Source organism: Agromyces fucosus, assembly GCF_004134865.1.
GTDB classification, from domain to species: Bacteria; Actinomycetota; Actinomycetes; order Actinomycetales; family Microbacteriaceae; genus Agromyces; species Agromyces fucosus.
The window spans coordinates 363,796-388,966 of record NZ_SDPO01000002.1 but is presented as its reverse complement, the minus strand read 5'-3'; the positions used below and the strand labels follow the sequence as shown (position 1 = coordinate 388,966).

Here is a 25,171-nt window from a genome sequence, read left to right as displayed (position 1 = left end):
GGTCGGCCGGATGCGTCAGTCGACGAGGAACCCCGCGATCGTGAGCGCCATCGACTTCGGCTCCCACGCGTGGTCGGCGGCCGGCACGGTGCCGCGGAACGCGTGCGGCAGGCTCGCCATGAGCGAGTCGGCGGCCGGCGTCATGAACTCGAGCGTCTGCTCGCCGAGGAGCACGAGCGCCGGCAGCGTGATGCCGGCCCAGAGGGCGGGCCGCGGCGCGCTCTGCGTCCAGGCGAGCGCCTCGGCGTCGGGCTCGAGGCTCGGGCCCATCGAGGTCATGATCGGCCAGCCCGGGCTCGCCTTCGCGCCCGCGAGCCACTCGGGCGGCATGTCCTTCATGAAGTACTCGATCGTCGCGTCGCCATCGCCGGCCGCGATGCGTTCGCGCAGCCCCGCGAGGAACGCGGCGCCGTCGGTGCCGAGCTCGGCGTTCAGCGGCACCTCCCACAGCACGAGCTTCGAGACCGCGAGACCGGATGCCGCGGCCGCGAGTGCGATCGCCCCGCCCGAGGAGCTGCCGAAGAGGGCGACGGCCTCGTCGGCGCCCTCGGTGGCCACGTCGATGAGTGCGCCGAGGTCGTCGAGCGTCTGCGCGAGCGTGATGGGCGCTTCGGCGGCGCTCTCGCCGCGGCCGCGCCGGTCGTAGTGGTAGACCGTGAATCCGTGACCGGCAAGCTCCTTCGCCATCTCGACGGTCGCGGGGTCGAAGGCGCGGAACTGCATCGCACCGTCGACGAGGACCACGGGCGGACCCGACCCCTGGCGGTGGTAGGCGATGCGCGTGCCGTCGGCGGAGGTCGCGAACTCGGTCATCAGATGCCCCTTCGTCTCGCTTCTGGGTCAGGCTACGCCGCCAGGGCGCGTCGTGCCACGGCGTTGTCGGTGGGTGGTGGCAGTGTTGGGGTCACAACACCATATGTAGGGGTCGGCGGGGTGAAGCACCCCCAAGGGTTCCGATTCGCGACACGCCCGGCATCCGTCCACAGGGCAAGAGATTTCGAAGACGCCGGCTGTGGATAACCTCCGGCGAAGCCGCGAGAATCCGCCGGTCATCGAGGCATCCGCTGTTCATAACCCGTGGATAACCCCGTGGATAACTACACGAATGTAACTACAGCATGTTGTGGCAGTCGAGTTCTTCGAACACTAGATGTAGTATTGAAGTACGAAATGCAACACCGGGGGACGGGCTCCTCCAGAGCCTGAGAACGAGGGGAAAACAATGACGGTCACGGTCTACACCAAGCCTTCTTGCGTCCAGTGCAACGCGACGTATCGCGCCCTCGACAGTAAGGGCATCGAGTACGAAGTGCTCGACCTCTCTGTCGACGAGAGCGCCCTTGCGCAGGTCAAAGAGCTGGGCTACCTGCAGGCCCCGGTCGTCATCACCGACGAAGGCCACTGGTCGGGATTCCGTCCCGACAAGATCGACGAGCTCGCCTCGCGCCTCGCATAAGAGGCACCGGTGAGCTCGGGGGAGTGAACCGGTGGAGAACGCAGTCGCGAAGGACGCACCATGACGAATCTGGTCTACTTCTCGAGCGTCTCGGGCAACACGAAGCGCTTCATCGAGAAGCTCGGCCGCTCTGCGGCCCGCATCCCGCTGCATGCGCGTGAAGCAGCATTGCACGTCGACGAGCCCTACGTGCTCGTCGTGCCGACCTATGGCGGCGGCGACGGCAAGGGTGCCGTTCCGAAGCAGGTCATCCGCTTCCTGAACGACCCCGACAACCGCTCGAACATCCGCGGTGTCATCAGCGCGGGCAACACCAACTTCGGTACGGCCTTCGGTCTGGCCGGCGACATCGTCGCCGCCAAGACCGGGGTGCCGCACCTCTACCGCTTCGAAGTATTCGGAACACCAGACGACGTTCGCGCCGTCAACGATGGATTGGACGCATTTTGGCAAACACAGCGACAACTGACGGCGTAGCGCTCATCGACGCACCGCGATCGGCCAGTGGCATGGACTACCACTCGCTCAACGCGATGCTGAACCTCTACGGCCCGAACGGCGAGATCCAGTTCGACAAAGACCGTGAAGCGGCGCGCGAGTACTTCCTGCAGCACGTCAACCAGAACACCGTCTTCTTCCACTCGCTGAAAGAGCGCCTCGACTACCTCGTCGAGAAGGAGTACTACGAGCAGGCCGTGCTCGATCAGTACTCGTTCGAGTTCATCACGAAGCTCAACGACCTGGCGTACTCGAAGAAGTTCCGCTTCGAGACGTTCCTCGGCGCGTTCAAGTACTACACGAGCTACACGCTCAAGACGTTCGACGGCAAGCGCTACCTCGAGCGCTTCGAGGACCGCGTCGTCATGACGGCACTCGGCCTCGCGCAGGGCGACGAGAAGCTCGCCGTCAACCTCGTCGAGGAGATCATCGGCGGCCGCTTCCAGCCGGCCACCCCGACCTTCCTCAACACGGGCAAGGCCCAGCGCGGCGAGCTCGTCTCCTGCTTCCTGCTCCGCATCGAAGACAACATGGAGTCGATCTCGCGCGGCATCAACTCCGCCCTGCAGCTCTCGAAGCGCGGCGGCGGCGTGGCGCTCTCGCTCTCGAACATCCGCGAGGCCGGCGCTCCGATCAAGCAGATCGAGAACCAGTCGAGCGGCATCATCCCCGTGATGAAGCTCCTCGAAGACTCCTTCAGCTACGCCAACCAGCTCGGTGCCCGCCAGGGTGCCGGCGCGGTGTACCTGAACGCTCACCACCCCGACATCATGCGGTTCCTCGACACCAAGCGCGAGAACGCCGACGAGAAGATCCGCATCAAGACGCTGTCGCTCGGCGTCGTCGTGCCCGACATCACGTTCGAGCTCGCCAAGAACGGCGAAGACATGTACCTCTTCTCCCCGTACGACGTCGAGAAGGTCTACGGCAAGCCGTTCGGCGACATCTCGGTCACCGAGAAGTACCGCGAGATGGTCGACAACCCGCGCATCAAGAAGACCAAGATCAACGCGCGCGAGTTCTTCCAGACGATCGCCGAGATCCAGTTCGAGAGCGGCTACCCCTACATCGTGTTCGAAGACACGGTGAACAAGGCGAACCCCATCAAGGGCCGCATCAACATGTCGAACCTGTGCTCCGAGATCCTGCAGGTGAACACGCCGACGACGTACAACGAAGACCTGAGCTACAACGAGATCGGCAAGGACATCTCGTGCAACCTCGGCTCGCTGAACATCGCGCTCACGATGGACTCGCCCGACTTCGGCAAGACAGTCGATACCGCCATCCGTGGCCTCACCGCCGTGTCGAACATGAGCCACATCACCTCGGTGCGTTCGATCGAAGACGGCAACGACAAGTCGCACGCCATCGGCCTCGGCCAGATGAACCTGCACGGCTACCTCGCTCGTGAGCGCATCTTCTACGGCAGCGAAGAGGGCATCGACTTCACGAACATCTACTTCTACACGGTGCTGTTCCACGCCCTGAAGGCGTCGAACGCCATTGCCAAGGAGCGCGGCGAGACCTTCGTCGGTTTCGAAGACTCGAAGTACGCGTCGGGCGAATTCTTCGACAAGTACACGGATGCCGCGTGGGTGCCCGCGACCGCCAAGGTCACGCAGCTCTTCGCCGACTCCAACGTGCACATCCCGACGCAGGAGGACTGGAAGGCGCTGAAGGCGTCGATCCAGGAGCACGGCATCTACAACCAGAACCTGCAGGCCGTGCCGCCGACCGGTTCGATCTCGTACATCAACAACTCGACGGCCTCGATCCACCCGATCGCGTCGAAGATCGAGATCCGCAAAGAGGGCAAGCTCGGGCGCGTCTACTACCCGGCTGCGTTCATGACGAACGACAACCTCGAGTACTACCAGGACGCCTACGAGATCGGCTACGAGAAGGTCATCGACACCTACGCCGCGGCGACGCAGCACGTCGACCAGGGCCTCTCGCTCACCTTGTTCTTCAAGGACACGGCGACGACGCGCGACATCAACAAGGCGCAGATCTACGCATGGAAGAAGGGGATCAAGACGATCTACTACATCCGCCTGCGTCAGATGGCCCTCGAGGGGACTGAGCTGGAGATGTGCGTCTCGTGCGCGCTTTGATCAGTCTTCCAAACTGACGACATCGACTCGCGACATCCGCTCAGAAGGACTTGAAATGACTCTCACCGATCCTGTGAACTCGGCTCAGAACGACCCCGCGCACACGGGCGGCAAGCTGAAGCTCGTCAGCCACGTCAACGCGATCAACTGGAACAAGATCCAGGACGACAAGGACCTCGAGGTCTGGAACCGACTGGTCAACAACTTCTGGCTGCCCGAGAAGGTGCCGCTGTCGAACGACATCCAGTCGTGGAACACGCTGACGCCCGACGAGCAGCAGCTCACGATGCGCGTGTTCACCGGGCTCACGCTGCTTGACACGATCCAGGGCACGGTCGGCGCGGTCTCGCTCATCCCCGACGCGATCACGCCGCACGAAGAGGCCGTCTACACGAACATTGCGTTCATGGAGTCGGTGCACGCGAAGAGCTACTCGTCGATCTTCTCGACGCTGTGCTCGACGAAGGACATCGACGACGCCTTCCGTTGGTCGGTCGAGAACGAGAACCTTCAGAAGAAGGCCGCGATCGTCATGGAGTACTACCAGGGCGACTCCCCGCTGAAGCGCAAGGTCGCCTCGACGCTGCTCGAGAGCTTCCTCTTCTACTCGGGCTTCTACCTGCCGATGTACTGGTCAAGCCGCGCGAAGCTCACCAACACGGCCGACATGATCCGCCTCATCATCCGCGACGAGGCGGTGCACGGGTACTACATCGGCTACAAGTTCCAGAAGGGACTCGAAGGTCTCTCGCAGGCCGAGCGCGACGACCTGAAGGACTACACGTTCTCGCTGCTCTACGAGCTCTACGACAACGAGGTGCAGTACACGCAAGACCTCTACGACGGTGTCGGCCTGACCGAAGACGTCAAGAAGTTCCTGCACTACAACGCCAACAAGGCCCTCATGAACCTCGGCTACGAGCCGATGTTCCCGAAGACCGTCACCGACGTGAACCCGGCGATCCTCTCGGCGCTCTCGCCGAACGCTGACGAGAATCACGACTTCTTCTCGGGGAGTGGCTCGTCGTACGTGATCGGCAAGGCCGTCGTGACTGAGGACGAGGACTGGGACTTCTGACCAACGGGCCCGATCCGACGCCGGAGTCGCTCCCGTATCCTTCGCCTGAAGGATGGCTGCCCGATGCGCAGTACTTCCCGACGTCTGCGATGTGGGCCACGGGTGCTCTCGCGGTAGCGGTCGGCATCGGTTCGATGCAGTTCACAGTGGTCGGCTCATTGGTGTGGGGCGTCGTGCTCGCCGTGCTCTTCGGGTTGATTGCACTGACCGCGATGGTGTTCGGCCTCTTCGCCGTGCGTCGGAGCCCTCCGCAGTTGATCAACGCCGTGACGCTCGGCCGAGCCACGGCGCGGCCGGTCGATGGTTGGGTGCACTTCTGCCGTGAACGCCCAGTGCGAATCTGGAGCGTGCTGTGGTTGATCGTGATGGGGCTCGGCACCGGTGTACTGCTCGGGTTGGCGATGCCGGGCGTGCTGGGCGCACCCGGCGGCCTGTGGTGGTTGTTCCTGTTCGTTCCGTTGCTCGTGCTCTGCCTCGTGCCCATCGGGGCCGGGGTGCTCCAGCTCGTACTCGACCGCAAGAACACCTCCTTCGGCAGGATCCCGGTGGGGCTGACCCTCAGCCGTCATGGCGTGGCGCGGTACCTGATCGCCGGGGGCGTGCGGTGGGTGCCGTGGGAGACGATCAGCGGCGTCGAGGCGCACGTGCATTCTCGCGTCAGCATCAGTCGTATCGGCACGGCCGAGCCATTGGAGTTCACCGCGGGCGTCTTCGAGCAGGACGCGGTGCTGCTGTACTGCGCGGTGCGTTTCTACGCCGAGCATCCCGAACTGCGTGAGGAGCTCAGCACGATCGTGGCGCAGCGCCGCTTCGAGAGCTGGGATCGCGCGCTCAGCGTTCGCTGAGGGACCGGAATCTCGTCCACAATTCAAGGCACCTCCGAGGTCCAGCCAACCGAGTACTGCAATCTTCGGGTTGAGCCCGTCGAAACCGTGCGTGCGTGATTCGACGGGCTCAACCCGATGAACGGGTGTCAGCCCCGGTGGCTCAGCAGGTCAGGTCGGCGTGTTCGACCGTGACCTCGCCGGTGACCGGGCCGGCGCCCAGGTCTGTGGCAGTGGCCACCGTGAGGTCACCCGGATCCAAGGTCGTCGCACGGGTGTTGAACGCGTGCACGACGTTCTTGTCAGCCGCGACCGCAGTGAACTGCTTCTGACCGAACTCCGTGGTGATCGCCACGTCGACGGGCACGGCCTCGAGATTGTGCACGCGAGCCGTGACGTACGCTTTGCCAGCGATGCAGCGCTCATCGACGGTCACCTCGACGTTCGGGCTGACCTCCTCGGTGCCGGACGGGGTCACCCGGAAGCCGTCGACCAGCATGAATGATCCTGACTTCTTGACGAGCTTGATCGTGTGCGAGCCCGGCGTCACGGCCGTCGCGAACACCTCCTGCATTGCAAGCCGGCTCGTCGCTCGCGCGTCCACCGTCGTCTGGAATTGGCCGTCGATATAGACATCGATCAGGCCGTAGCTCGGTTCCTTCTCGGTGACGAACCCGATGCGGCTCCCCGTGAACGTGAACGTCGCAGACGAGTTGTCCACCGTGGTGTATGCCACATCGTTGTTGTGGTTGCCGAAGTCGCGATTGATGCTCGTCGACCAGCCGCTGCCCGCGTAGGCGATCGCCGGCGAGTGGTTGTTGACCACTGTCGGGCGCAGCACCTGGAGCGCATCGAGGACGAGGTACTGCCCCGAGCGTTTGACGACGCGAATCGTGTGCGTGCCGGATGCCAGGTCGCGCTTGCTGAAAACGACCTGCTTCACCTGTCGCGCGCCGGCGGCGTACGCCGAGACCGTCTGGACGAGCGTGCCATCGATGTACACGTCCATGTCCCCGTACGTCGGGTGCCGCTCCGAGACGATCTCGATGCCGGTTCCCTCGAAGGTGTAGCTGAATTCCGCGCCGTTGGCTGTGGCGTACGACACGTCGCTGTTGTAGTTGCCGAAGGGTCGCGCGAGACCGCCGTTGCGGGACCACCCGGCCCCATAGGTGATGAACTGGTCGGTGTCCGCGACGCGCAACTGCCCGAGGCCGCCATGCACCAGAGCAGCAAGATCTTCGAACCGGTTCTGGGTCGCATTGCCCCAGGCCCCGTTCTCCCACATCATGACGTTCATGCTGAATGGCATGCGACGCGCATTCATCGTCGCGATCCGATCCCGGAGTTGCGGCGCCGTTTCGGCCGAGGTGATGATCTGCTGACCGGATCCGGTGATGCCCCAATTGTTCTCTGTGATGCTCATCAAATGATCGGCCTCACCGACTCCCGGACCTGCGATGATCTTCCCGTCGCTGCCGTTGGGGGCCGAAATCCCCGGCCACGGGCTGCCGTTGCTGGCGATCTCACCGAAGAAGATGTCGTCGGTGTTCGTGATCTGAGCGGAATTCCAGCCGCCGTTGAAACTCACCATGCGCTCGGGGTTGCCTGCGCGGGCGGACTGCTTGAGGTCGAGATAGCTGTACCCGTAGTAGGCGTTTCCATCATCGAAGAACCACCCGTCGAGGTCGCTGCCGTAGCGGGTTCCGATCTCCTCGATCACAGTCTTCCAATTTGCGATGAAGGTCGCGCGATCGCCCCAGCCGCGGGTGGGGTAGGTGCTGGGGAACTGCTGCTTCTGCCACCAGTCGGTGCTGTTCGCGCCGAGATGCCAGTCCTGCCCGGTGTGGTAGTAGAGATGGAAGCCGATGTTGTCCGCCTTGAGCGCGCTTGCGACCTCGCCGATCAGATCTCGCTGCGTCGTACGGTCGCCGTGTCCGAGGATCGCATCGACAGAGGAGATCGGCGCCGACATCTGATACGTCCACCACGAAATGGACCAGATCACGTATCCGGCGCCGGTCGCCTTGACCTTCTCGACGAACGCCGGCACATCGAAGTCGTTGGTCTGCTGCTCCATCGACTTCTTCGTTCCGCTACGGGGCCCACCCCAGGGACCGTACTGGAAGAAGAGGCCGTACGGCGTGCCGGTGAACGCGCTCGTATCGGCGCGAGCCGCAGCGACATCCGCCTGGTATGCGCTGTATTCGCTGGACGGGAACATCTCGAGCGCCTTCAACGACGCGGTTCCCGAAAGCGAACCCGTTCGCGTGAGCGTGATGCTCGATGTGCCGGCTGGGAGCGCCACGTCACCGATCAGTCGGCGGTCCCATCGGCCTTCAGCCATCGTCGTCGTGACCGGGGTCGTGGACAGCACGGGCCCGCTGGCATCCCCGCTCCGCACGGTCAGTTGGAACTGCTGCCCCTGAGGGGCAGCCATGAGCGACTGTACGCGGTACGTGCGGGCAGCAGGCTGAGTGACCGTCCAGGTGAAGTGCTGGTCGGCTCGCGTCCATCCGGACATGTACAGGTCGAACGGCCAGCCGGGAGCGCCCATGGTGAAGTCGGAGCTGCGCGCAGCACGGTTCGCACCGAGGACGACCTGGCCGTCGACGTCGGTCACGGTGCTGAGGGGAAGCTCGGCGGGGCCGCCTTGGGGGAGATCGCTCGCGGCCGATGCCGCGTTCGCGCTCGTCAGGAGGCTGGCCGTCAGCGCGATCAGCGCTAAGAAGCCCACTCCGGCGCGTGGAAGTCGTCGGTGCATGGTGTGTACCTCTCGTCGTCGTTGACTGGGAATGTTACGCGTACCACGCTTCAGCATGATCCGGCGGCTACGGCGCTGTCAAGAGGTCGCGCGAGAGGGGCGGACGGTGATGCGACGACCCGCACGCAGGTGAACCATCCCTACGGACGCACGTCCGAGCCTGGACTGCGGGCAAGCCCGACCTGCCTGTCGGCTGTCAGTTCGCCGCGGGCGGTGGAGCTGTCGAGTCGTGAACTTCGAAGCGCGTCGGGAGAATGATCTCCCGGCCCGGTCCGTCTTCGTCGCCTGCGAGGCGGCCCAGCAGCATGCCGGTTGCCAGTTCTGCCATCTCTGCTGCGGGCTGAATGATGCCGGTGAAGAACGGGTCGAGGACCGAGTCGCTCCGCGCGTTGTCGAAGGTCGCGATCGAGACATCCTCTGGCACCCGCATCCCGAGCTCACGAGCAGCTTTGGCAGCGCCGATGGCGATGAAGTTGTTCGCCGTCACCATGGCGCTGGGTCGGTCGTGGCCGCCGAGCACCGACAACGCCATCTGGTAGCCGCCTTCGACCGTGAAGGGGGCGTTGCGCAATGCGACGGGCGACAATCCCGCACCTCGAAGCGCCGAGATGAAGCCGTCTGTTCGCTCCAGAGCGGAGACGATCTCGCTGGGACCGGACAGCATGGCGAGCCGCTTGTGTCCGAGGCCGAGGAGGTAGTCGGTGAGTTGTCGTGATGCCGTGCCCGTGTCACAGCGCACGACATCCACGTCGTTCCCTGGCATGGGGTAGCCGATCACGCTGATCGGCAATCCCTGGCCCTGCACGAAGTCGACCGAATCGGGTCGGTTCGTCACCGGAGCGAGCACGATGCCGTCGACGCGTCGCTGCACCAGCGCGCGCAGCTGCGTCAGCTCGTTCTCCTCGCTCGCCTCGGTGTGGGTGAAGAGCACCGTGTAGCCATCACGTCTGGCCGTGTCGCCCACGCTGCGGATCTGCTGAATGGCGAAGGGATTGCTGATGTCGGCAACGACGAGCGCAATCACCATCGTCCGATTCGTGCGGAGAGTCTGGCCGATCATGTTCGGCACGTACTTGAGCTCTGCGATGACCGCCTCGACGCGAGACCGAGTCTTCGGTGACACCGAGTCAGGGTTGTTGAGGACCCGCGACACTGTCATCGGGGCAACGCCGGCCCTGTCTGCGACATCTCGGATCGTGGCCATCGTCCCTCTCATACCTGCTCCTGCCCACCGATGCTACGCGTAACACCGAGCGTCGGCGTCGCTTTCTGGATACCCAGAGGCCACCGATCACCTTCCTGTACGCGAACGCGCCCGGGCGGATGCTGCAAGGCCCGTGACCTTCTACGATGCTCGGTCGGCTCTGGCACCGCCCCCACCTCCGCCTCAGCCGTGTGTCGTCAGAGGAGTCGGGGACTGCTCGTCTCGCAGCACGATATCAATCACCGGCGCCAGCAGGTCCGCCACGTCTGGTGGGATCGTGATGACGAGCTCGCCACGAGGGTCCGCCTTGCCAGCATGCACTTCGGGCAGACTCGCGATTCCGACGAAATCAAGCGTCCGCGAGTCGCCGACGACGTGGACGGACTCGATGCGTCGGACCGGAATATTGGAGACCGTGATCGAATCCCACGGTCGGAGCGTGCAGTAGACGAAGACGTGCTCGCCATCCGAGTCGATCTTCCGCCCCAGCGGGAGCGGCGCCCTGAGGTCCGCTGGCCGTGAGATCGATCCGTAGACCGCTGACGCATTGCGTCGAATCCACTGCCCGATGTCGTCGAGTCGGGACGCCGCTTCCTCCGGAATGCGGCCATCGCCCCTGGGCCCGACGTTCAGGAGAAGGTTGCCCCCCGAGGAGACGGTCTCGGCGAGTGTCGCGAGAATGGAGGGCGTGCTCTTCCACGGTCCGTCGTCTGGCACCCAGCCCCATGAGTCCGTCATCGTCATGCAGATCTCCCATGGGCCGGCCGGCACTCGCTCGGGTATCTGTTGCTCCGGGGTCGCGAAGTCGCCGAAACCGACGCACCGATCATTGACGACGCAACCGGGCTGCAGGGAAGCGACTAGCCTGCGTATCTCCGCGAAATCCCATTCCTCAGGGGTGTGCTCGAATTCGCCGTCCAGCCACAGAACGTCGACGACGCCGTAGTTGGTCAGCAGCTCCGTCAGTTGGCCGATGAAGAACGCTCGATACCGCTTCCACTGGGCCTCGGAGACCCGTTGGTAGCTGCCGATCCGATACGGCTTCGTCACTGTCTCATCTGTCATGCGTGGATACTCTGCGTGGTACCAGTCCGGGAGGGAGAGGTACAGCCCGATCCGAACGCCGGCCTCCCTCAGTGCCGCGACGAGCTCCGCAGTGAGGTCTCGCCCGAACGGCGATGTCTTCGCGATGGAGTAGTCCGAGAGTCGCGTGTCGAACATCGCGAATCCGTCGTGGTGCTTTGCGGTGAAGACCGCGTAGGCGGCACCGGAATCGGCGATGATGCGCGCCCACTCGACGGCGTCGAAATCCTGCGGGTCGAACTCCGCCGCGTTCGCGAAATACTCGTCGCACGCGACCGGCTCTCGCGGAGGGTGCTGCCCCTCGACACCTCCGGTCATCTGCCACGACAACTCCCATCCGCGGTGAGCAGCATGACCGAAGTGGATGAAGACTCCGAAGCCGGCTGAGGCGAACCAGTCGGTGTTGACGTCGTTGCTGATGATGAACTCCCTCGTTCGTGTTGCGATTGTGAAATGATACGCGTACCATCACCGTATCGCGACAGTGTACCGGGCAATCAGCCGACTGCTCATCGGAGGCGGAACGGGCTTGATGCCCTCGTCGTTGCGATGCGCCAACAGTGCGATCCTTCCCTCGGGCAGGATCACGATCACAATGAAGTGAAAGGACAGATCACATGAGATTGCGCAACGCAGCAGTCACCGCGGCAGCCCTCGCAGCCTCCGCGCTGGTCCTCGCGGGATGCGGCTCGAACGGTGGAGTCGGTGGAAGCGATGACGTCGAGCAGAACACCGGCGAAAAGGCCACGATCAACTATTGGACCTGGTTCCCGCCGCAAGCGACGCTCGACGCGGCCATCGCCGCATTCGAGGAGGAGAACCCGAACATCACGGTGGAGCTCCGCACCTTCGAAGCCGCGGATTACCAGAAGCAGCTTCCGCTCGCCCTCTCCGGCGGTGAGAGCATCGACGTGGTGGGTGTGCAGGTCTCGGCCATGACGAACTCGGTCAAGGACTACCTGCACCCGGCTGATGAGTGGACCGGCGACTGGCTCGCCGACATCAACCCCACGATGGTCGAGCAGACGACGTCGATCGCGGATGATGAGGTCCTCTACTCGGTGCCGATGGGCTCCATCGGCAGCCCGCTCATGTACTACAACGCCGCGATGCTCGAGGAACTGGGCATCGAGGTGCCCGCGACGGCAGCCGAGTGGAAGGTCGCGGTCGACGAGATCAAGGCGCAGAAGCCCGACGTCACCCCGGTCGTCTTCACGGGAGAGCCGTACTGGCAGGAGGAGATGCTGTTCGGCATCGCCGAGCAGAACTCGCCCGGCCTGTCCGATGACATCATCGGCGGCGACGGCGCGTGGGATCAGCCGGCGCTCATCGAAGGCCTCAACACCTACAAGTCGATCTTCGACGACGGGATCGTTGGAACCGACGTGCTGAGTCTGCAGGGCACCCGTCCCAGCGAGCTGTTCTCCGCAGGCCAGGCGGCGTTCTACATCGACGGTTCGTGGCAGAACTCCCTCCTGTCGGCCGCCTACCGGTCCGAGAACGGGATCGAGCTCGAGGACGTCGGCGTCACGGGCTTGCCCGTGATCGACGGCGGATCTCCCGCGGTCCGGGCGCTGGCCGAGGGCGGTCTCGCGATTCCGGCGGCATCGAAGAACGTCGAGGCGGCGACGGCGTTCATCAAGTTCATGGTGGAAGCCGGCGGCGCGGACGTCTGGGCCAAGGACCTCGTTCTCGTCCCGAGCCTCGACGGCTACACCCTTCCCGACGGCGTCCTCGAGAGCGACGCTGCGCAGCAAGGCTTCCAGACGGCCAGCACTCTCATCGGAGCGCCGACGTCCAAGCGGGACAGCCAGCAGGACTTCCTGAACCAGGTGGAAGGAAACGCGATTCTGGACGTCCTTCGCGGTACGAAGACCGCTGAGGAAGCCGCTGCGACGATGCAGGAGGAGTGGACCTCCGGCCGCTACCCGCACGGTTCGGACCAGTGACGACGACCGAGACCTCCACTCTCGTCACGCGCGCGGGGGAACGGCGGCAACGCCGGTCCCCCGCGCGGGGGGTCCGCGGGAGGTCGCCTTTCCGCGGGGGATGGTACGTCGTCCTCTTTCTCGGCCCGCTCCTGCTGTTCTACGGGGTGTACTTCCTGTACAGCTTCGGCATCCTCGGGATGGTCAGCACCGAGCGCGTGGGACTGACGTTCCGCAACGCCGTCGACGTCGGGATGCAGAACTTCGTCCTCGTTCTCGAGGACCCCACCTTCCAGCGCTCCCTGATCAACACGATCGTGTTCGGGCTGTTCAGCGTGCTGGTCGCATTGACCCTGGGTTTCATCCTGGCCATGATGCTCGCGTCCGGCGTCAGGATGCGCAGACTGTTCTACACCGTCTTCCTGCTGCCGTCGTTGATCCCTATGTCGCTGTTCGCGACGGTCTTCAGCCGGATGCTGGAGACACGCGACGGCGCGATCAACGATGGCTTGCGTAACCTCGGCCTGGGCTTCCTCGCCCAGGACTGGCTCGGCGACCCAACTGCCGCCTACGTCGCGATCGGCATCCTGCTCACGTATACGATCGGGCTGCCGATCATGTACTACACGACCGACGTCGCGCAGGTGAATGCCTCGATCGTGGAGTCGGCCACCTTGGACGGCGCATCCGTGTGGCAGATCTACCGCATCATGCTGTTCCCGTTGCTGCGTACGACCCACATCACCGTGATCCTGTCCGTCATCCTCGGATCGTTCCGCGCTTTCGACATCATCTACTTCTCGACCGGCGGCCAGCCGGGTGGGCGCACCGACATCACGGGCACCTATATCTACAAAGCGACGCTCGGCCTGGATCGGGTCGGCTACGCCGCCGCTGCGTCCATCATCGTGCTGATCATCGCGCTCATCATCTCGGTCGTGCAGATCATCGTGCGACGGAAGGCCTCGTGATCATGGCACGCATGAAAACCCAACACGCCGCAGACGAGGAGGCCCTGCCGCTGCGCAGCCGCCGGATCGACAAGATCCTCATCTACGGGTTCCTCGTCATCATCGGCCTGGCGTTCGCCGCGCCCCTCATCAATGCCGTGCAGATGTCAGTCGCGGTCGGAGGAATCGGCAACTACTGGGCGGTGCTCACCCGCACCTTGAACGGCGTGTCGATTCCGCAGACCTTCCTGAACAGCGCGATCATCGCGCTCATGCACGCCGGGCTCGTGTGCGTGATCGGCGCCCTCGCCGCCTATGCGTTCTCGTTCATCCCCTTTCGGGGACGCGAACCGCTGTACTACGGGGTGCTCCTGTTCCTTGCGGTCCCTGCCACGTCCATCCTCGTTCCCGTGTACTTCATCAGCGGCACTCTGGGCCTGTTCAACACCCACATCGGTGTGGCCCTGCCCGAAGCGGTCCTCACCCTGCCGTTCGCGGTGCTGCTCCTTCGCAATCGGATGGATGACATTCCCCGTCAGCTCGTCGAGGCTGCGATCCTCGACCGCGCGAGCCACATCGGCGTCTTCTGGCACGTTGCAGTACCGCTCTGTCGGGGGCCGCTGTTCAACTTGGCCGCGCTGAGCGTGATGTGGTCACTCCAGGACTTCCTCTTCCCGTCGGTGCTCCTCCGCTCGCCCGCGCTCACAACAGCGGCGCAGGCGGTGCAGACGATCCGCAGTGCGTTCGGGCCGACCCCCGCTGAATCCTCCCAGTACTACGCAGCGCTCGTGCTGCTCGGCGTGCCCGCGCTCGTGATCATCCTCTTCGCCTTCAAGTACGTCACCAGCGGCCTCTCCGCCGGCGGCGTAAAGGAGTGAGCGGAGCGCCAGCTCGCACAGCCCGGCCGCCGGCCACCGATCACCATCGTCTCCTGACTCATCTCAGCGGCGACCTGACTCACCTCCAGAGCGGACCTCAGATGAGCCGCCAGACCCTCCCCGGAGAGATGCAATGACAACCACCATCACCACGGCGCGCGCTTTCCTCGTCGACATCACTGTCGAGACGGAGCGCACCGATGCGGTGCAGAGCTTCGTGAAGCAAGAGACCATTTTCGTCGAAGTGTCCACGAGCGACGGCCTGCATGGCCGCGGCTACGCGTACACCATCGGCACCGGTGGCCGGGCGGTGCTGTCGATGCTGCGCGAGCACCTCCTCGATGTGCTGATCGGTCAGGATGCCGACCGCATCGAGGCGGTCTGGCATCGTCTATTCGCGTCAACGCGGGCGACGACCACCGGCGCCATCACATCGCTTGCACTGGCCGCGATCGATACCGCGCTGTGGGACGTGGCATGCCAGCGAGCCGGGCTGCCGTTGTGGCGACTCGCCGGCGGGTTCCGACGCGACGTGCCGCTCTACGACACCGAGGGCGGCTGGCTCCATCTTCCGATCGACGAGTTGGTGGACGGAGCCCTGAGCTCCCAGCGGAAGGGGCTGAGCGGGGTGAAGGTCAAGATCGGGAAGCCGAATGGCCAAGAGGACCTCGAGCGGCTGGCCGCCATACGTGACGCGGTCGGATCCCAGTTCGACCTCATGGTCGACGCGAACCAGTCCATGACCGCGGCGGAGGCGATCCGCCGTGCCAGGCTGTTCGATGGGCTCGATCTCGGTTGGATCGAGGAGCCGCTTCCAGCGGACGACATCGAAGGCCACGTGCGCCTGTCGCGATCGACGGCGACACCGATCGCAGTGGGGGAGTCGATGTATTCGATCGCCCAGTTCCGTGAGTACCTCGACCGTGGCGCGGCCAGCATCATCCAGGTCGATGTCGCCCGGGTGGGCGGGATCACGCCATGGCTGAAGGTCGCCCATCTCGCCGAGGCGTTCAACGTCGACGTGTGTCCGCACTTCCTGATGGAGCTTCACGTGAGCCTGGTCGCAGCCGTCCCGAACGGGCGGTATGTGGAGCACATCCCTCAGCTGCGTGCGGTCACCAAGAAGGAGATGCTCATCGAGAGTGGCCGCGCATACGCGCCCGAGAGCGTCGGACTCGGCATCGACTGGGATCGTGACGCGATCGAAGACCGGATCGTCGCGTAACGAAGCCGCTGCCCAGCGCCAGGACGGCAGGACACGTCGGTGAGAGTCAGTCCGCAGCCACGTCCTTCGGCGGGTTGAACATGAACTCGATTCGGATGCCGTTGTCGTCTTCGACGAACGCCGCGTAGTAGCGGTCGCTGAATCGCGTGAATACCTTCGGGCCACTGACGGCCGTCCAGCCCGCATCGATCGCGATTGCGTGCAAGCGGTTGACCGTCTCGCGCGAATCAACGGGGAAGGCGAGGTGCTGCCATCCGACCTTGCCGTGGCGGTGCGGACCGCTGCCCGGTTCTCGAGTCGGGAAGAGGATGAGCTCGTCTTCACCCAAGGACCAGGACACGCTGTTGTCGGCATCTTGCCGCGTGCAGCCGAGTGCGACCATCACCGGGTCGAACTGGGCGATCGAGCGGGGCAGGTCTTCAACGGAGAGCCCGATGTGGTCGAAGAGGCGCATCCGGCCATCCTATGAGGCACGATTTCAGAGTGGAAAGCCCTGCCGCAGCGTTCATCGACCGCACCCTCCGAGCCGAGGGGTCGGACGAGCGCGCGAGCGCTGATGCCACGAGGATCGGCGGCGGCCTGCGGTTCTACGGCGCATCAGTCGGGGCTGTACGGGGCGTTGTGAGAGACGCGCGGCGGCGGCATCCTGAACTGTCGCATGACGAGGTCGCCGCACTCGCATCTGAGCTGTGGGCCGAGCCGGTGTACGAGCGCCGGCTCGCCGCAGTCGTGCTACTCCAGGGGCAGGTGCCGACGCTGCTCGTCAGCGACTTCACCCGCCTCGAGCAGTTGCTGCGATCGGCGGGGGCGCGAGAACTCATCGATCCGCTCGTCGCCGACGTTTTGCGTCCGCTGCTCGAGCGACTGGAGGGTGTCGATGCGACTCGGGCGAATCGCATCGTCGATCGGTGGGAGAGCGAACGCCTGTTGCCGGAATCGTGACGGCGGATGTCCCGCGCCGCGACCAGCCCCGGTGCCATGATGTGAGCACGTTTCAGCTCAGTATCGGGGGATATGCGTGAACAGAGATCGCGCGAGGATGTCGGGGCTCCTCGCAACTGCCGTGGTGTCGGTCGTCGTCGTGCTGGGACTTACCGGATGCGCTGAGGGCACCGACCCGGTGGATCGGGCCCAGGCGCAGGTCACCGCGAAGGAGAAGGCCGTGGCGACCGCCCAGGCCGAGTTCGACGCCGCATCCGATGAGTTCTGCGGCGCGAGCCGCGACTACATCGACGCGCTCGATGTGTACGGCGACGTGCTGCACGACACCGCGATCACCGTCGGCGACGTGCAGACGGCCGGCACCGACCTCGCCGACCCTCGCGACGATGCGTTCGACGGCGCCGAAGCCGCGGTCGATGCGCAGCAGGCGCTCGTGACCGCCCAGCAGGAACTCGTCGACGCGCAGGTCGCGCTCGCCGCGGCCGAGGCCGGGCCGACCGGCACGCCCTCCGTCGTTCCGACCGAGGTGCCGACCAGCGCGCCGCTGGCACCTGCCGCCTCCGTCGACCGCGTGAAGCAGGCTGAAGCCGACTTCGATGACGCGCAGGCAGCCGTCACCCCGCAGACACCGCTGGTCGAGGCATCCGAGCAGTTCAACAGTGCGGTCGTCGCGCTCGAGATGGCATGGCTCAGGCTCTTCGCCGATGCCGGTTGCCTCACCGACGACCAGCAGGTGGAGGCCGTGGCGTCGGTCACCGCGTACACGTACGCACTGCAGCAGGACCTCGCCACGGCCGGGTACTACACCGGCACCGTTGACGGGGTGTCGGGGCCGCTGACCGTGCAGGCGATCGAAGACCTGCAGGAGGCGAACGGCCTGCCGGTCACGGGCACGGTCGACAAGGCGACGGCCGAGGCGCTCCAGGCCGAACTCGTGGCGCTCGGCGGTGCGGCCGCGCAGGAGTCGCTCGCGTCGACGGCGGCCGTGCAGCAGACGCTGAAGCTCGCCGGCTTCTGGGACGGGCCGGTCGACGGGGTGTGGACCGACGAGCTCACGGCGGCGCTGCAGGCAATCCAGACGGAGCTCGGCGTCGAGCCGACCGGTGCGGTGGATGCCGCGACGATCGCCGCCTTCGAGCGCGCGATCGCCGAGCTCACTGCTCCGGATGCCTCGCCGAGTCCGTCGCCGTCGAGTCCGCCCGCCGGCTGACCCGATCGACGTCACACGTGCGCCGGCGTGCGAGACTGCCTCGGTGACGGACATCGAGATGGCGAGCATCGACGGCGGCAGCGTCGGCTTGCACGATGCGCGCCGCCAGGTGCGCTGGAGCGTCGAGCTCGAGCCGTTCGAGATCGGGGTGTACCCGGTGACGCAGGAGCAGCTCGCCGAGCTGCTCGGCGAGACCGCGACGCACCCGCGGCGCCCGGCGACCGACGTGAGCTGGCTGCGGGCCATCCGCTTCTGCAACGCGGCATCCGAGTGGGAGGGCCTCGAGCCCGCCTACACGTACGACGGCGAAGACGTCACCTGGCACGTCGACTCCGACGGGTTCCGCCTGCCGACCGAGGCCGAGTGGGAGTTCGCGTGCCGGGCCGGCTCGACGCGACCGCACTACGGCCCGCTCGACGAGGTCGCCTGGACGAGCGCCGACGGCGTGACCGCGCCGCAAGACGTGGGCGGCAAGCATCCGAATCTCAATGGGCTCTTCGACACGCTCGGCAACGTGTGGGAATGGTGCTGGGACCTGCTCGACCCGGCCCGCTACGACGAGTACCGCGTGTTCCGGGGTGGCGGATTCGCCGACGACGCGTGGAGCGTGCGCGCCTCGGTGCGCCGGGGCGGCGCGCCGCGCATGCACCATCCGGACGTCGGCTTCCGTGTCGCGCGCGGCGGCTTCGAGACGACGGATGCCGCGCAGGGCTGGTCTGCCGCGGCGGACCTCGAGCGGGCGGCGATCGACGGGCCCCTGCCGTCGGGGTGGACGCCTCGAGGCTGACGCCACGCAGCTGACGGGCGGTTCGGGCGCCGACGAAGTTCGCCGCGTGCTCGCCAGAAGGCACCGCCGCGTGGGAATCTGTGTGCATGGGGGAAGAGGTGGCGCGTTCTCGTCGTACCGCTGCGGTGGCGGCAGCCCGCCCCGTGAGGTTCGTGCTCGACGCGTACAACACAGAGCACGCCGTCTACGGGCTGGTGCTCGTCACGGCACTCATCACCGTCGGGTGGAAGTTCGACACCGACTTCGAAGTGCTGCTGTTCATCGTCGGCACGGTCGGGGTGTTCTGGCTCACGCACATCTATGCCGTCGTCGTCGCGAGCCGCCGCACGGCAGAGGGGCGCGCGGTTCCGATCGGCCGGGCCATCGCGCGCACCGCCTCGCATTCAGTCGGGATGCTGCTGGCCATGCTGCTGCCCGCGCTGGCACTCGCCCTCGCAACGCTGGGATGGATCGACCAGTATGTCGCGTACTACATCGCGCTCTGGGTCGGGATCGTGAGTCTCGCCGTCATCGGCTGGGTCAATTCCGAGCGCAACAACGGCGCTTGGTACCTCCGGCTGCTCAGCGCGGCGATCACGACGGTGCTGGGGCTTGCGGTCATCTGGCTGAGCTCGCTCGTGCACTGAGGCGCGCCGGGGCGTCGCTCACGCGTGCTGCGAGGTCAGCTGATGAGGCCGTAGGCGCCGGCCGTCGCGAGGAGGTTCCACGCGGCGTGCGCGACGATCGACGGCGCCGTGCGACGGGTCGCCATCGCCAGTGCGCCGTAGACGATGCCCGCGAACAGGGTGCCCGCGGCCAAGATGACGCCGTTGACGCCGCCGAGCACCTGTGGAAGATGGAGTGAGGCGAAGATCAGCGCGGTGACGAGCACGGCGGCGTTCGTGGCCCGGAAGCTGCGGTCCTGGTCCGGCGCGTACCCGTCGAACAAACGCTTGAGCGAGGGCTGCAGCATGCCGCGGAAGACGACCTCTTCGATGAACGGCGCACTGACGACGGAGAGGATGAGCATCGGAACCCAGACCATCGGGTCGGGGGTTACGATGACGTTGCTGGGGAGCCCGCCGGGGTCACCGAAGATCATCAGGGCGATGCCGATGAAGATCGGCCCCACGAACCAGATCGTGGCAAGCGCTGCTGGAATCGCGAGCAGGTCGATCCACCGGAACGACAGACCGTAGTCGCGGATGAGGCTGCCGGTGCCCCATCTTCGCGAGACGAACACGATCCAGCTGACGACGAGCAACGGCATGGCGATGCTCACTGCCAGCCAGACCGGGTACGTCATCAACTCGATCGGAATGATCGACGGCCCCAGGATGCAGGCGACGAAGATGCCGACGCCGACGAGGGCATGAAGAAGACCCCATCGATGAGCCGATGGGATCACGGGGGCGGGCGCGGGGGCCTGGGCGGGCAGCGCTGAAGTGTCTACGACGACGACCGTACCGGAACCCGAGGGTCACGAATGACGAACTGCGGCGACCCAGTCGGCATACGTCTGAACGCCGTGGTCGGCAGACGGCCCCGGAAGGATGGTGCCGTCGCGCAGCGCCTTGCCGAAGCCGCCGGGCAGCGCGATCTCCCAGATCGGGCCCGTGTTGCCGACCGCTGCAGAATAGGCCCGCACCATGTCCGCCATGCGGAGTTCTTCAGGGCCGGCGAGATCGGCAGGTCGCCCGGCGAGCCCGCCTTCGGCAAGAGCGACCAGGCGTTCACCGACCTCGCGGGCGGCGACCGGCTGCGAGACCATCTTGGGAACGACCGTGATCGAACCGAACCTCATCTGCCCCGAGAGCTGCTGGGCGAACTCGTGGAACTGGGTGGCGCGAAGGATCGTCCACGGGACCGGGCCGGCGCTCACGACCTCCTCCTGCCGCTGCTTCCCGGCGTAGTAGCCGAAGGGTGCGCGGTCGCTGCCGACGATCGAGAGCGCGAGGTGGTGGGGAACGCCTGCGGCCTGCTCCGCGGCGAGCAGGTTGTTCGTCGTGGTCTCGAAGAACTCGATCGACTTCTTCGCCGACTGCGTCGCCACGGAAGCGACGTCGATGACGGCAGCCGTTCCGTCGATCGCCCCGGTGAGGCCGGCGCCCGTCATGAGATCCACTCCCGTGGAGCGGGAGAGGATGACGACGTCATGTCCACGCTCACGCGCGACATCGACGACGTGGCGGCCCACGGTTCCGGTTCCTCCGGCGACGGCGATCCTCATTCGTGCGTCCTCTCGATTCAGCTCGACCTTCACCAGTAAAGACCCTTGTGCGGGGTGATTTGTGACAGTCAGCCCATGTCGGTCGGGGGCACCTCGCCGGTGTACATGCCGTACGTGCGGTCGGCGGCGGCCTTCGCGACATCCGCTGCGGTGCCATCGTGCTGTTGAGCGGCAGCCCACGCGTCGGCCGAGCGCCGCATGAACGACTTGCCCTCGTCGGTCGCGACCCAGGCTGCCGCCTCTTCGGGCGCGATGCCGTCGGCGCCGCCGGCGAAGTGCAGCGCGAGGCCGAGCAGGCCCTGGTCCCAGCCGATGCCGGTCGCGGAGGGGCCGAACTGCTCCCAGAAGCCCTCGGGGACGCTCGCCGCGGTCGCGACGTTCTCGAGCTCGAGGCGAGTGGACGAGGCATCCACTGCGACGAGCCGGACGTTCACGATCGCGGGTTCGCCCATGCCCATGCCCCAGGTGACGGTGTAGCCGGCCTGCCCGCCGTTCGGCGGGTCGCAGCGCCGGATCTCGCCGCCCGCGTTGCCTTCGAACTGGTAGTTGCCGCCGAGCCGCAGGTCGCCGCTGACCGGCAGGAACCAGCGCGGGATGCGCTCGGCGGAGGTCACGGCGTCCCACACGTCGTCGATGGGGGAGGGATAGGTCTGGGCGAGCGTCTGCACGTAGGCGAGCGCGTCGTCGACCTCCTTCGTCTCGATGCTGCGGGTGACGGCGTCGATCTGCGCGTTCACGTCAACCATTTTGCTTACTCCTCTCCTTCTGGGTCGCGGCGGTCGACGAGTGTGGCCGCGCCGCCGTTCATGGGTGGGTCGCTGACCTCGCGTTCGGCCTCGGCCGCCTTCCGCTTCGCCAGCCGGCCCCGTGCGAGCTCGGTGCCGAGGGCGTCGAGCTTCGGTTGCCAGAAGCTGCGGAAGGTGTCGAACCAGGCGTCGGCCTGGGCCAGCGGTGCGGGGTCGACGGCGTACAGCCGCCGCGCTCCGTCGGGTCGCACGGTCACGAAGCCCGACTCGCGCAGCACGCGGAGGTGCTGTGAGACGGCGGGCTGGGAGATGCCGAACTCCGCTTGGATGACCCGGCCGACGTCGCCGGCCGGCGCCTCGCCGTCGGCGATCAGTTCGAGGATGCGGCGTCGTACCGGATCGCCGAGGACATCAAGAGCGTGCATGCGACCATGATTGCATCACGACTTATATAAGTCAAGTCTTATTGTATCTTCGGATTCTGATGCGAAACGGTTGAGCGCGCCCGCGGCGTCACATCGTCGCGGCAGCTTCCGCGTCTTCCGCCGCGGCCGCACGCTGCCGGGTCGAGTAGAGCGTGCCCCAGCGGGTCAGTTCTGCGAGCACGGGTGTCGCGCTCGCGCCGAGCTCGCTGAGTCGATACTCGACCTTGGGTGGCACCTGCGGATACACGGTTCGGATGACCAGGCCGTCGTCCTCGAGCTCGCGCAGCTGACGGGTGAGCACGCGCGCGGTGGGGTCCTGCAGAAGGCGTCCGAGCTCGCCGAAGCGCAAGACCCCGTGCTCATCGAGAAGCATCAGGATGCTCGGCTTCCAGGCGCCGCCCAGAACCGCGATCGAAACCTCGGTGTCGCACGAGTCCGCCCACTCGTGGATGATCCGTGCAGTCTTCTCGCGCATCGGAGCCTCCTTGGTATCCACTTGGTCAGTACGTATCAGAAATGACCGTACTTGTTGCTCCTGCCTGTACTTTACAGAATGAAAGCGTGACTTCAATCCCTACTTTCGTCGGCCAGCGTTCGACCCTCCGCCTCTGGCTCGCGATGGTCCCGCTCCTTCTCGGCGTCCTCATCGGCGCGCTCGCGATCAGCAGCGTCTCCACCGCCCTTCCCGCAATCCGCGGCGATCTGGCCCTCACCGACACCGAGAGCCTCTGGCTCGTCGATGTGTACGCACTGTCGCTGGCCGCCACCCTCATCGTGGCGGCCCGGTTCGGAGACGCCTTCGGGCGGAAGACCATCATCCTCATCGGCCTGGCCGGGTTCGCGGTGCTCAACGCAGTGGGAGGGTTTGCGACGAGCGGCGTCGTACTCATCCTCGTCCGTGCCCTGCTCGGCGTTGCCGAAGCCTTCGTCATCGCGGGGGTCGTCGCGACGATCGGCGCCAAGTTCCACGAGCGGGAGCGCGTGCTCGCATACGGGCTGTGGACCGCGACATTCGGCACCGGGAGCGCGCTCGGCCCGGTGATCGGCGGCCTGCTCGCCGAAGGCCCCGGGTGGCGCTGGTTGATGCTGGGAAGCGTTCCGCTCGCCGTGATCGCGGGCCTGCTCGCCCTCTGGCTCGTGCCCGACTCGCGCAGCTCGCAGCAGCCCTCCTGGGATGCACCGAGCATCATCTCCTCGATCATCGGGCTCGGGGCTCTCGTCTTCGCGCTGCACGAGGCCCTCGTCGCGCCCGCATCGGCGGTGGTCAGTGCACTCGTCGCCGTCGTGGGGCTCGTGTTCTTCGTGCGCAGGCAATGGCGGCTCAGCGAACCGTTCCTCGACATCCGCCTGTTCCGCGTGCCAGGCTTCAGCCCTGCCGCCATCCGCATCATCGCCAGCAGCGGAGCCTCCGCTGCCTCGGTGCTGCTGGTCAGCCTGCACCTGCAGGACACTCGGGGCCAGAACGCCGCCGAGGCGGGAATCGCGCTGCTGCCGCAAGCCGTGGCCATCGCCATCGGAGGTGTCGTGGCACCCCTCGCCCTCCGCTGGCTGTCGGCGAGCCGTCTCACCGTCGTCGCCCTCCTCCTGCAGGCCGTCGGACTCGGCTGGCTCGCACTCGATCCGAGTCTCATGGCCATACCGCTCGTGCTCGTGGGACTCGGGTTCGGAGTCGGCGCGACGCTCGCCGCGACCACGCTGTTCGAGGTGACGACCGAGGATCAGGCCGGGCAGGTGGGTGCGATTCAGGAGGTGGGGTTCGCGCTCGGCGGCGGGCTGGGCGTCGCGGTGTTCGGCACCATCGCCGCCGTGCTGGTCACCGGAGGTTTCGTCGTCGCGGTGCTGGTCGCAGCCGCCGTCGTGACGGCTGCCGCGGTGCTCCCGCTGGTGCGGCGTCGAAGCGAGCGGCTGAGCTCGCTCGTGCGCTGAGTACGCCGTCAGCCCGCGTCGGGCGGCGGCGCCTCGCCGGTGTACATGCCGTAGGTGCGGTCGGCGGGCCTTCGCGACATCCGCTGCGATGCCGTCGTGCTGTTGCCCCTCAGATCGCGGCGGTGACCGCGAACTCGACGAAGTAGTCGGGGGTGGCGAGCTTCGCCTCGACCGTGGCGCGGGCGGGCGGGTTGGCGCCGTCGACCCAGGCGTCCCAGACCGAGTTCATGTCGGCGAAGGTCGCGATGTCGGCGAGGTAGATGGTGACGCTGAGCAGCTTCGACTTGTCGCTGCCGACGCCCGCGAGCAGCTCGTCGACGCGCTGCAGCGCGGCCCGGCTCTGCTCGACGACCGTGGCGCCCTCGGCCACCTGGCCGGCGAGGTAGACCGTGTCGCCGTGGACGACCGCCTGGCTCATGCGGGCGCCGGGCTCGATGCGCTGAATGCTCACAGCATCTCCTTGTGTTCGTGGGGGTGGACGAACAGGCTATCGAGCCGGGCGCATCCCGGCCGACCCGAGCACGCGCTCGACCGTGAGCTCGAGCACGACCCGCTGCGGATTCGGGCGCGGCTGCCGGTAGCGCGCGGCGTAGAGCTCGACCGCCAACGCGACCGCCTCTGGATCGTCAAGCACGCGAGCCGGGCCCTCGAAACTGATCCAGCGCACGCCGTCGACCGTGTTGACGCTCGCCCGCCCGCTGCGCTCGGCGTTCAGGAACTTCTGCGAGCCGCTGCTGCCGATGATGCGCACGACGCCGTCGAGGTACGTGATGCCGACCGGCACCGAGTGGATGCGGCCGTGGCGATCGAGGGTCGAGAGCGTCGCGAGGTGGTACTCCGAGAGGAACTCTCGAGCGGTGTCGGTCAGCACTTCGCGCCTTTCGTGCAGGGATGAGACGGTGGTGCCGGGATCGGCCGCGCTCA

At 66.0% G+C, this 25,171-nt stretch carries 26 protein-coding genes; 14 read left to right on the top strand and 12 right to left on the bottom strand.

The genetic code is table 11. The annotated features are described in order from the left end of the window. Nucleotides 1-15 precede the first annotated feature (15 nt). Nucleotides 16-813, bottom strand: coding sequence for an alpha/beta fold hydrolase (locus ESP57_RS07585; RefSeq protein ID WP_129231132.1), 798 nt, complete (start codon nucleotides 811-813; stop codon nucleotides 16-18). 409 nt (nucleotides 814-1,222) lie between these two features. Between ESP57_RS07585 and nrdH the strand changes: the two genes are divergently transcribed. The 5 genes from nrdH (at nucleotide 1,223) to ESP57_RS07560 (ending at nucleotide 5,994) form a co-directional block, all read left to right on the top strand. Next, entirely contained in the window at nucleotides 1,223-1,456 is a 234-nt protein-coding gene (nrdH, locus tag ESP57_RS07580) for a glutaredoxin-like protein NrdH (protein WP_056005481.1), read from the top strand. 60 nt (nucleotides 1,457-1,516) lie between these two features. Next, complete coding sequence (gene nrdI, locus ESP57_RS07575; protein WP_056005479.1) at nucleotides 1,517-1,933, top strand: class Ib ribonucleoside-diphosphate reductase assembly flavoprotein NrdI; 417 nt, start codon at nucleotides 1,517-1,519, stop codon at nucleotides 1,931-1,933. Nucleotides 1,934-1,965: 32 nt separating this feature from the next. After that, nucleotides 1,966-4,071 (top strand): class 1b ribonucleoside-diphosphate reductase subunit alpha, encoded by a 2,106-nt coding sequence (gene nrdE, locus ESP57_RS07570; RefSeq protein WP_129231131.1) that lies wholly within the window; start codon nucleotides 1,966-1,968, stop codon nucleotides 4,069-4,071. A gap of 55 nt (nucleotides 4,072-4,126) precedes the next feature. Then, entirely contained in the window at nucleotides 4,127-5,149 is a 1,023-nt protein-coding gene (gene nrdF / locus ESP57_RS07565) for a class 1b ribonucleoside-diphosphate reductase subunit beta (protein ID WP_115958650.1), read from the top strand. A gap of 134 nt (nucleotides 5,150-5,283) precedes the next feature. Further along, on the top strand, nucleotides 5,284-5,994 hold the full coding sequence (locus ESP57_RS07560) for a hypothetical protein (protein ID WP_129231130.1): 711 nt from the start codon (nucleotides 5,284-5,286) through the stop codon (nucleotides 5,992-5,994). 142 nt (nucleotides 5,995-6,136) lie between these two features. Here the strand turns inward: ESP57_RS07560 and ESP57_RS07555 are convergent, their stop codons facing one another. The 3 genes from ESP57_RS07555 to ESP57_RS07545 form a co-directional block, all read right to left on the bottom strand. Beyond that, entirely contained in the window at nucleotides 6,137-8,791 is a 2,655-nt protein-coding gene (locus ESP57_RS07555; protein WP_129231129.1) for an alpha-L-fucosidase, read from the bottom strand. 139 nt (nucleotides 8,792-8,930) lie between these two features. After that, complete coding sequence (locus ESP57_RS07550) at nucleotides 8,931-9,938, bottom strand: LacI family DNA-binding transcriptional regulator (protein ID WP_165877407.1); 1,008 nt, start codon at nucleotides 9,936-9,938, stop codon at nucleotides 8,931-8,933. A 183-nt stretch (nucleotides 9,939-10,121) separates the two neighbouring features. Then, nucleotides 10,122-11,441, bottom strand: a complete 1,320-nt coding sequence (locus tag ESP57_RS07545; protein ID WP_279387792.1) for an alpha-L-fucosidase — start codon at nucleotides 11,439-11,441, stop codon at nucleotides 10,122-10,124. A gap of 197 nt (nucleotides 11,442-11,638) precedes the next feature. On the opposite strand from ESP57_RS07545, the gene ESP57_RS07540 reads away from it, so the two are divergent. From ESP57_RS07540 to ESP57_RS07525, 4 genes are all read left to right on the top strand, one after another. After that, nucleotides 11,639-12,970, top strand: a complete 1,332-nt coding sequence (locus tag ESP57_RS07540) for an ABC transporter substrate-binding protein (protein ID WP_129231126.1) — start codon at nucleotides 11,639-11,641, stop codon at nucleotides 12,968-12,970. Continuing rightward, the gene (locus ESP57_RS07535) at nucleotides 12,967-13,920 is read left to right on the top strand and encodes a carbohydrate ABC transporter permease (RefSeq protein ID WP_129231125.1); all 954 of its coding nucleotides are present in this window, start codon (nucleotides 12,967-12,969) and stop codon (nucleotides 13,918-13,920) included. The genes ESP57_RS07540 and ESP57_RS07535 overlap by 4 nt, the downstream gene beginning before the upstream one ends. Nucleotides 13,921-13,922: 2 nt before the next feature. Beyond that, nucleotides 13,923-14,777 carry a carbohydrate ABC transporter permease gene (locus tag ESP57_RS07530; RefSeq protein ID WP_235507642.1) on the top strand — a complete coding sequence of 285 codons (855 nt, stop codon included), beginning with the start codon at nucleotides 13,923-13,925 and terminating at the stop codon, nucleotides 14,775-14,777. Nucleotides 14,778-14,910: 133 nt separating this feature from the next. Beyond that, nucleotides 14,911-16,002: a mandelate racemase/muconate lactonizing enzyme family protein gene (locus ESP57_RS07525; RefSeq protein WP_129231124.1), complete on the top strand. Its 1,092-nt coding sequence runs from the start codon at nucleotides 14,911-14,913 to the stop codon at nucleotides 16,000-16,002. A 46-nt stretch (nucleotides 16,003-16,048) separates the two neighbouring features. Here ESP57_RS07525 and ESP57_RS07520 read toward each other — a convergent pair whose 3' ends face one another. Beyond that, nucleotides 16,049-16,456 (bottom strand): VOC family protein, encoded by a 408-nt coding sequence (locus ESP57_RS07520; RefSeq protein WP_129231123.1) that lies wholly within the window; start codon nucleotides 16,454-16,456, stop codon nucleotides 16,049-16,051. A gap of 11 nt (nucleotides 16,457-16,467) precedes the next feature. Here ESP57_RS07520 and ESP57_RS07515 point away from each other — a divergent pair, with 11 nt between their 5' ends. From ESP57_RS07515 to ESP57_RS07500, 4 genes are all read left to right on the top strand, one after another. Further along, entirely contained in the window at nucleotides 16,468-16,944 is a 477-nt protein-coding gene (locus ESP57_RS07515; RefSeq protein ID WP_129231122.1) for a DNA alkylation repair protein, read from the top strand. 76 nt (nucleotides 16,945-17,020) lie between these two features. Further along, the gene (locus ESP57_RS07510; protein ID WP_243648447.1) at nucleotides 17,021-18,154 is read left to right on the top strand and encodes a peptidoglycan-binding domain-containing protein; all 1,134 of its coding nucleotides are present in this window, start codon (nucleotides 17,021-17,023) and stop codon (nucleotides 18,152-18,154) included. Between the two features lie 43 nt (nucleotides 18,155-18,197). Beyond that, complete coding sequence (locus ESP57_RS07505; RefSeq protein WP_207904505.1) at nucleotides 18,198-18,941, top strand: formylglycine-generating enzyme family protein; 744 nt, start codon at nucleotides 18,198-18,200, stop codon at nucleotides 18,939-18,941. A gap of 98 nt (nucleotides 18,942-19,039) precedes the next feature. Continuing rightward, complete coding sequence (locus ESP57_RS07500) at nucleotides 19,040-19,567, top strand: hypothetical protein (protein ID WP_129231121.1); 528 nt, start codon at nucleotides 19,040-19,042, stop codon at nucleotides 19,565-19,567. A 35-nt stretch (nucleotides 19,568-19,602) separates the two neighbouring features. Here ESP57_RS07500 and ESP57_RS07495 read toward each other — a convergent pair whose 3' ends face one another. The 5 genes from ESP57_RS07495 to ESP57_RS07475 form a co-directional block, all read right to left on the bottom strand. Next, a complete protein-coding gene (locus ESP57_RS07495; RefSeq protein WP_129231120.1) occupies nucleotides 19,603-20,226 on the bottom strand; it encodes a CPBP family intramembrane glutamic endopeptidase in 624 nt (207 codons plus the stop codon). 174 nt (nucleotides 20,227-20,400) lie between these two features. Further along, complete coding sequence (locus ESP57_RS07490; RefSeq protein WP_129231119.1) at nucleotides 20,401-21,150, bottom strand: SDR family oxidoreductase; 750 nt, start codon at nucleotides 21,148-21,150, stop codon at nucleotides 20,401-20,403. A 68-nt stretch (nucleotides 21,151-21,218) separates the two neighbouring features. Beyond that, nucleotides 21,219-21,896 (bottom strand): SRPBCC domain-containing protein, encoded by a 678-nt coding sequence (locus ESP57_RS07485; protein ID WP_129231118.1) that lies wholly within the window; start codon nucleotides 21,894-21,896, stop codon nucleotides 21,219-21,221. 5 nt (nucleotides 21,897-21,901) lie between these two features. Continuing rightward, nucleotides 21,902-22,321 carry an ArsR/SmtB family transcription factor gene (locus ESP57_RS07480; protein ID WP_129231117.1) on the bottom strand — a complete coding sequence of 140 codons (420 nt, stop codon included), beginning with the start codon at nucleotides 22,319-22,321 and terminating at the stop codon, nucleotides 21,902-21,904. Nucleotides 22,322-22,409: 88 nt separating this feature from the next. Next, complete coding sequence (locus tag ESP57_RS07475; protein WP_129231116.1) at nucleotides 22,410-22,796, bottom strand: winged helix-turn-helix transcriptional regulator; 387 nt, start codon at nucleotides 22,794-22,796, stop codon at nucleotides 22,410-22,412. An 86-nt stretch (nucleotides 22,797-22,882) separates the two neighbouring features. Here ESP57_RS07475 and ESP57_RS07470 point away from each other — a divergent pair, with 86 nt between their 5' ends. Beyond that, nucleotides 22,883-24,247 (top strand): MFS transporter, encoded by a 1,365-nt coding sequence (locus ESP57_RS07470; RefSeq protein ID WP_165877406.1) that lies wholly within the window; start codon nucleotides 22,883-22,885, stop codon nucleotides 24,245-24,247. A gap of 109 nt (nucleotides 24,248-24,356) precedes the next feature. On the opposite strand, the gene ESP57_RS07465 is transcribed toward ESP57_RS07470, so the two are convergent. Further along, nucleotides 24,357-24,698 (bottom strand): RidA family protein, encoded by a 342-nt coding sequence (locus ESP57_RS07465; RefSeq protein WP_056005418.1) that lies wholly within the window; start codon nucleotides 24,696-24,698, stop codon nucleotides 24,357-24,359. Between the two features lie 36 nt (nucleotides 24,699-24,734). Beyond that, nucleotides 24,735-25,118 carry a TIGR03618 family F420-dependent PPOX class oxidoreductase gene (locus ESP57_RS07460; protein ID WP_129231114.1) on the bottom strand — a complete coding sequence of 128 codons (384 nt, stop codon included), beginning with the start codon at nucleotides 25,116-25,118 and terminating at the stop codon, nucleotides 24,735-24,737. Nucleotides 25,119-25,171 lie beyond the last annotated feature (53 nt).

Coding starts and splice junctions, on each gene's coding strand:
- ESP57_RS07585 (WP_129231132.1), bottom strand. CDS start 813: ATGACCGAGTTCGCGACCTCCGCCGACGGCACGCGCATCGCCTACCAC.
- nrdH (WP_056005481.1), top strand. CDS start 1,223: ATGACGGTCACGGTCTACACCAAGCCTTCTTGCGTCCAGTGCAACGCG.
- nrdI (WP_056005479.1), top strand. CDS start 1,517: ATGACGAATCTGGTCTACTTCTCGAGCGTCTCGGGCAACACGAAGCGC.
- nrdE (WP_129231131.1), top strand. CDS start 1,966: ATGGACTACCACTCGCTCAACGCGATGCTGAACCTCTACGGCCCGAAC.
- nrdF (WP_115958650.1), top strand. CDS start 4,127: ATGACTCTCACCGATCCTGTGAACTCGGCTCAGAACGACCCCGCGCAC.
- ESP57_RS07560 (WP_129231130.1), top strand. CDS start 5,284: ATGCAGTTCACAGTGGTCGGCTCATTGGTGTGGGGCGTCGTGCTCGCC.
- ESP57_RS07555 (WP_129231129.1), bottom strand. CDS start 8,791: ATGCTGAAGCGTGGTACGCGTAACATTCCCAGTCAACGACGACGAGAG.
- ESP57_RS07550 (WP_165877407.1), bottom strand. CDS start 9,938: ATGGCCACGATCCGAGATGTCGCAGACAGGGCCGGCGTTGCCCCGATG.
- ESP57_RS07540 (WP_129231126.1), top strand. CDS start 11,639: ATGAGATTGCGCAACGCAGCAGTCACCGCGGCAGCCCTCGCAGCCTCC.
- ESP57_RS07530 (WP_235507642.1), top strand. CDS start 13,923: ATGGCACGCATGAAAACCCAACACGCCGCAGACGAGGAGGCCCTGCCG.
- ESP57_RS07525 (WP_129231124.1), top strand. CDS start 14,911: ATGACAACCACCATCACCACGGCGCGCGCTTTCCTCGTCGACATCACT.
- ESP57_RS07520 (WP_129231123.1), bottom strand. CDS start 16,456: ATGCGCCTCTTCGACCACATCGGGCTCTCCGTTGAAGACCTGCCCCGC.
- ESP57_RS07515 (WP_129231122.1), top strand. CDS start 16,468: ATGAGGCACGATTTCAGAGTGGAAAGCCCTGCCGCAGCGTTCATCGAC.
- ESP57_RS07495 (WP_129231120.1), bottom strand. CDS start 20,226: ATGACGTACCCGGTCTGGCTGGCAGTGAGCATCGCCATGCCGTTGCTC.
- ESP57_RS07490 (WP_129231119.1), bottom strand. CDS start 21,150: ATGAGGATCGCCGTCGCCGGAGGAACCGGAACCGTGGGCCGCCACGTC.
- ESP57_RS07485 (WP_129231118.1), bottom strand. CDS start 21,896: ATGGTTGACGTGAACGCGCAGATCGACGCCGTCACCCGCAGCATCGAG.
- ESP57_RS07480 (WP_129231117.1), bottom strand. CDS start 22,321: ATGCACGCTCTTGATGTCCTCGGCGATCCGGTACGACGCCGCATCCTC.
- ESP57_RS07475 (WP_129231116.1), bottom strand. CDS start 22,796: ATGCGCGAGAAGACTGCACGGATCATCCACGAGTGGGCGGACTCGTGC.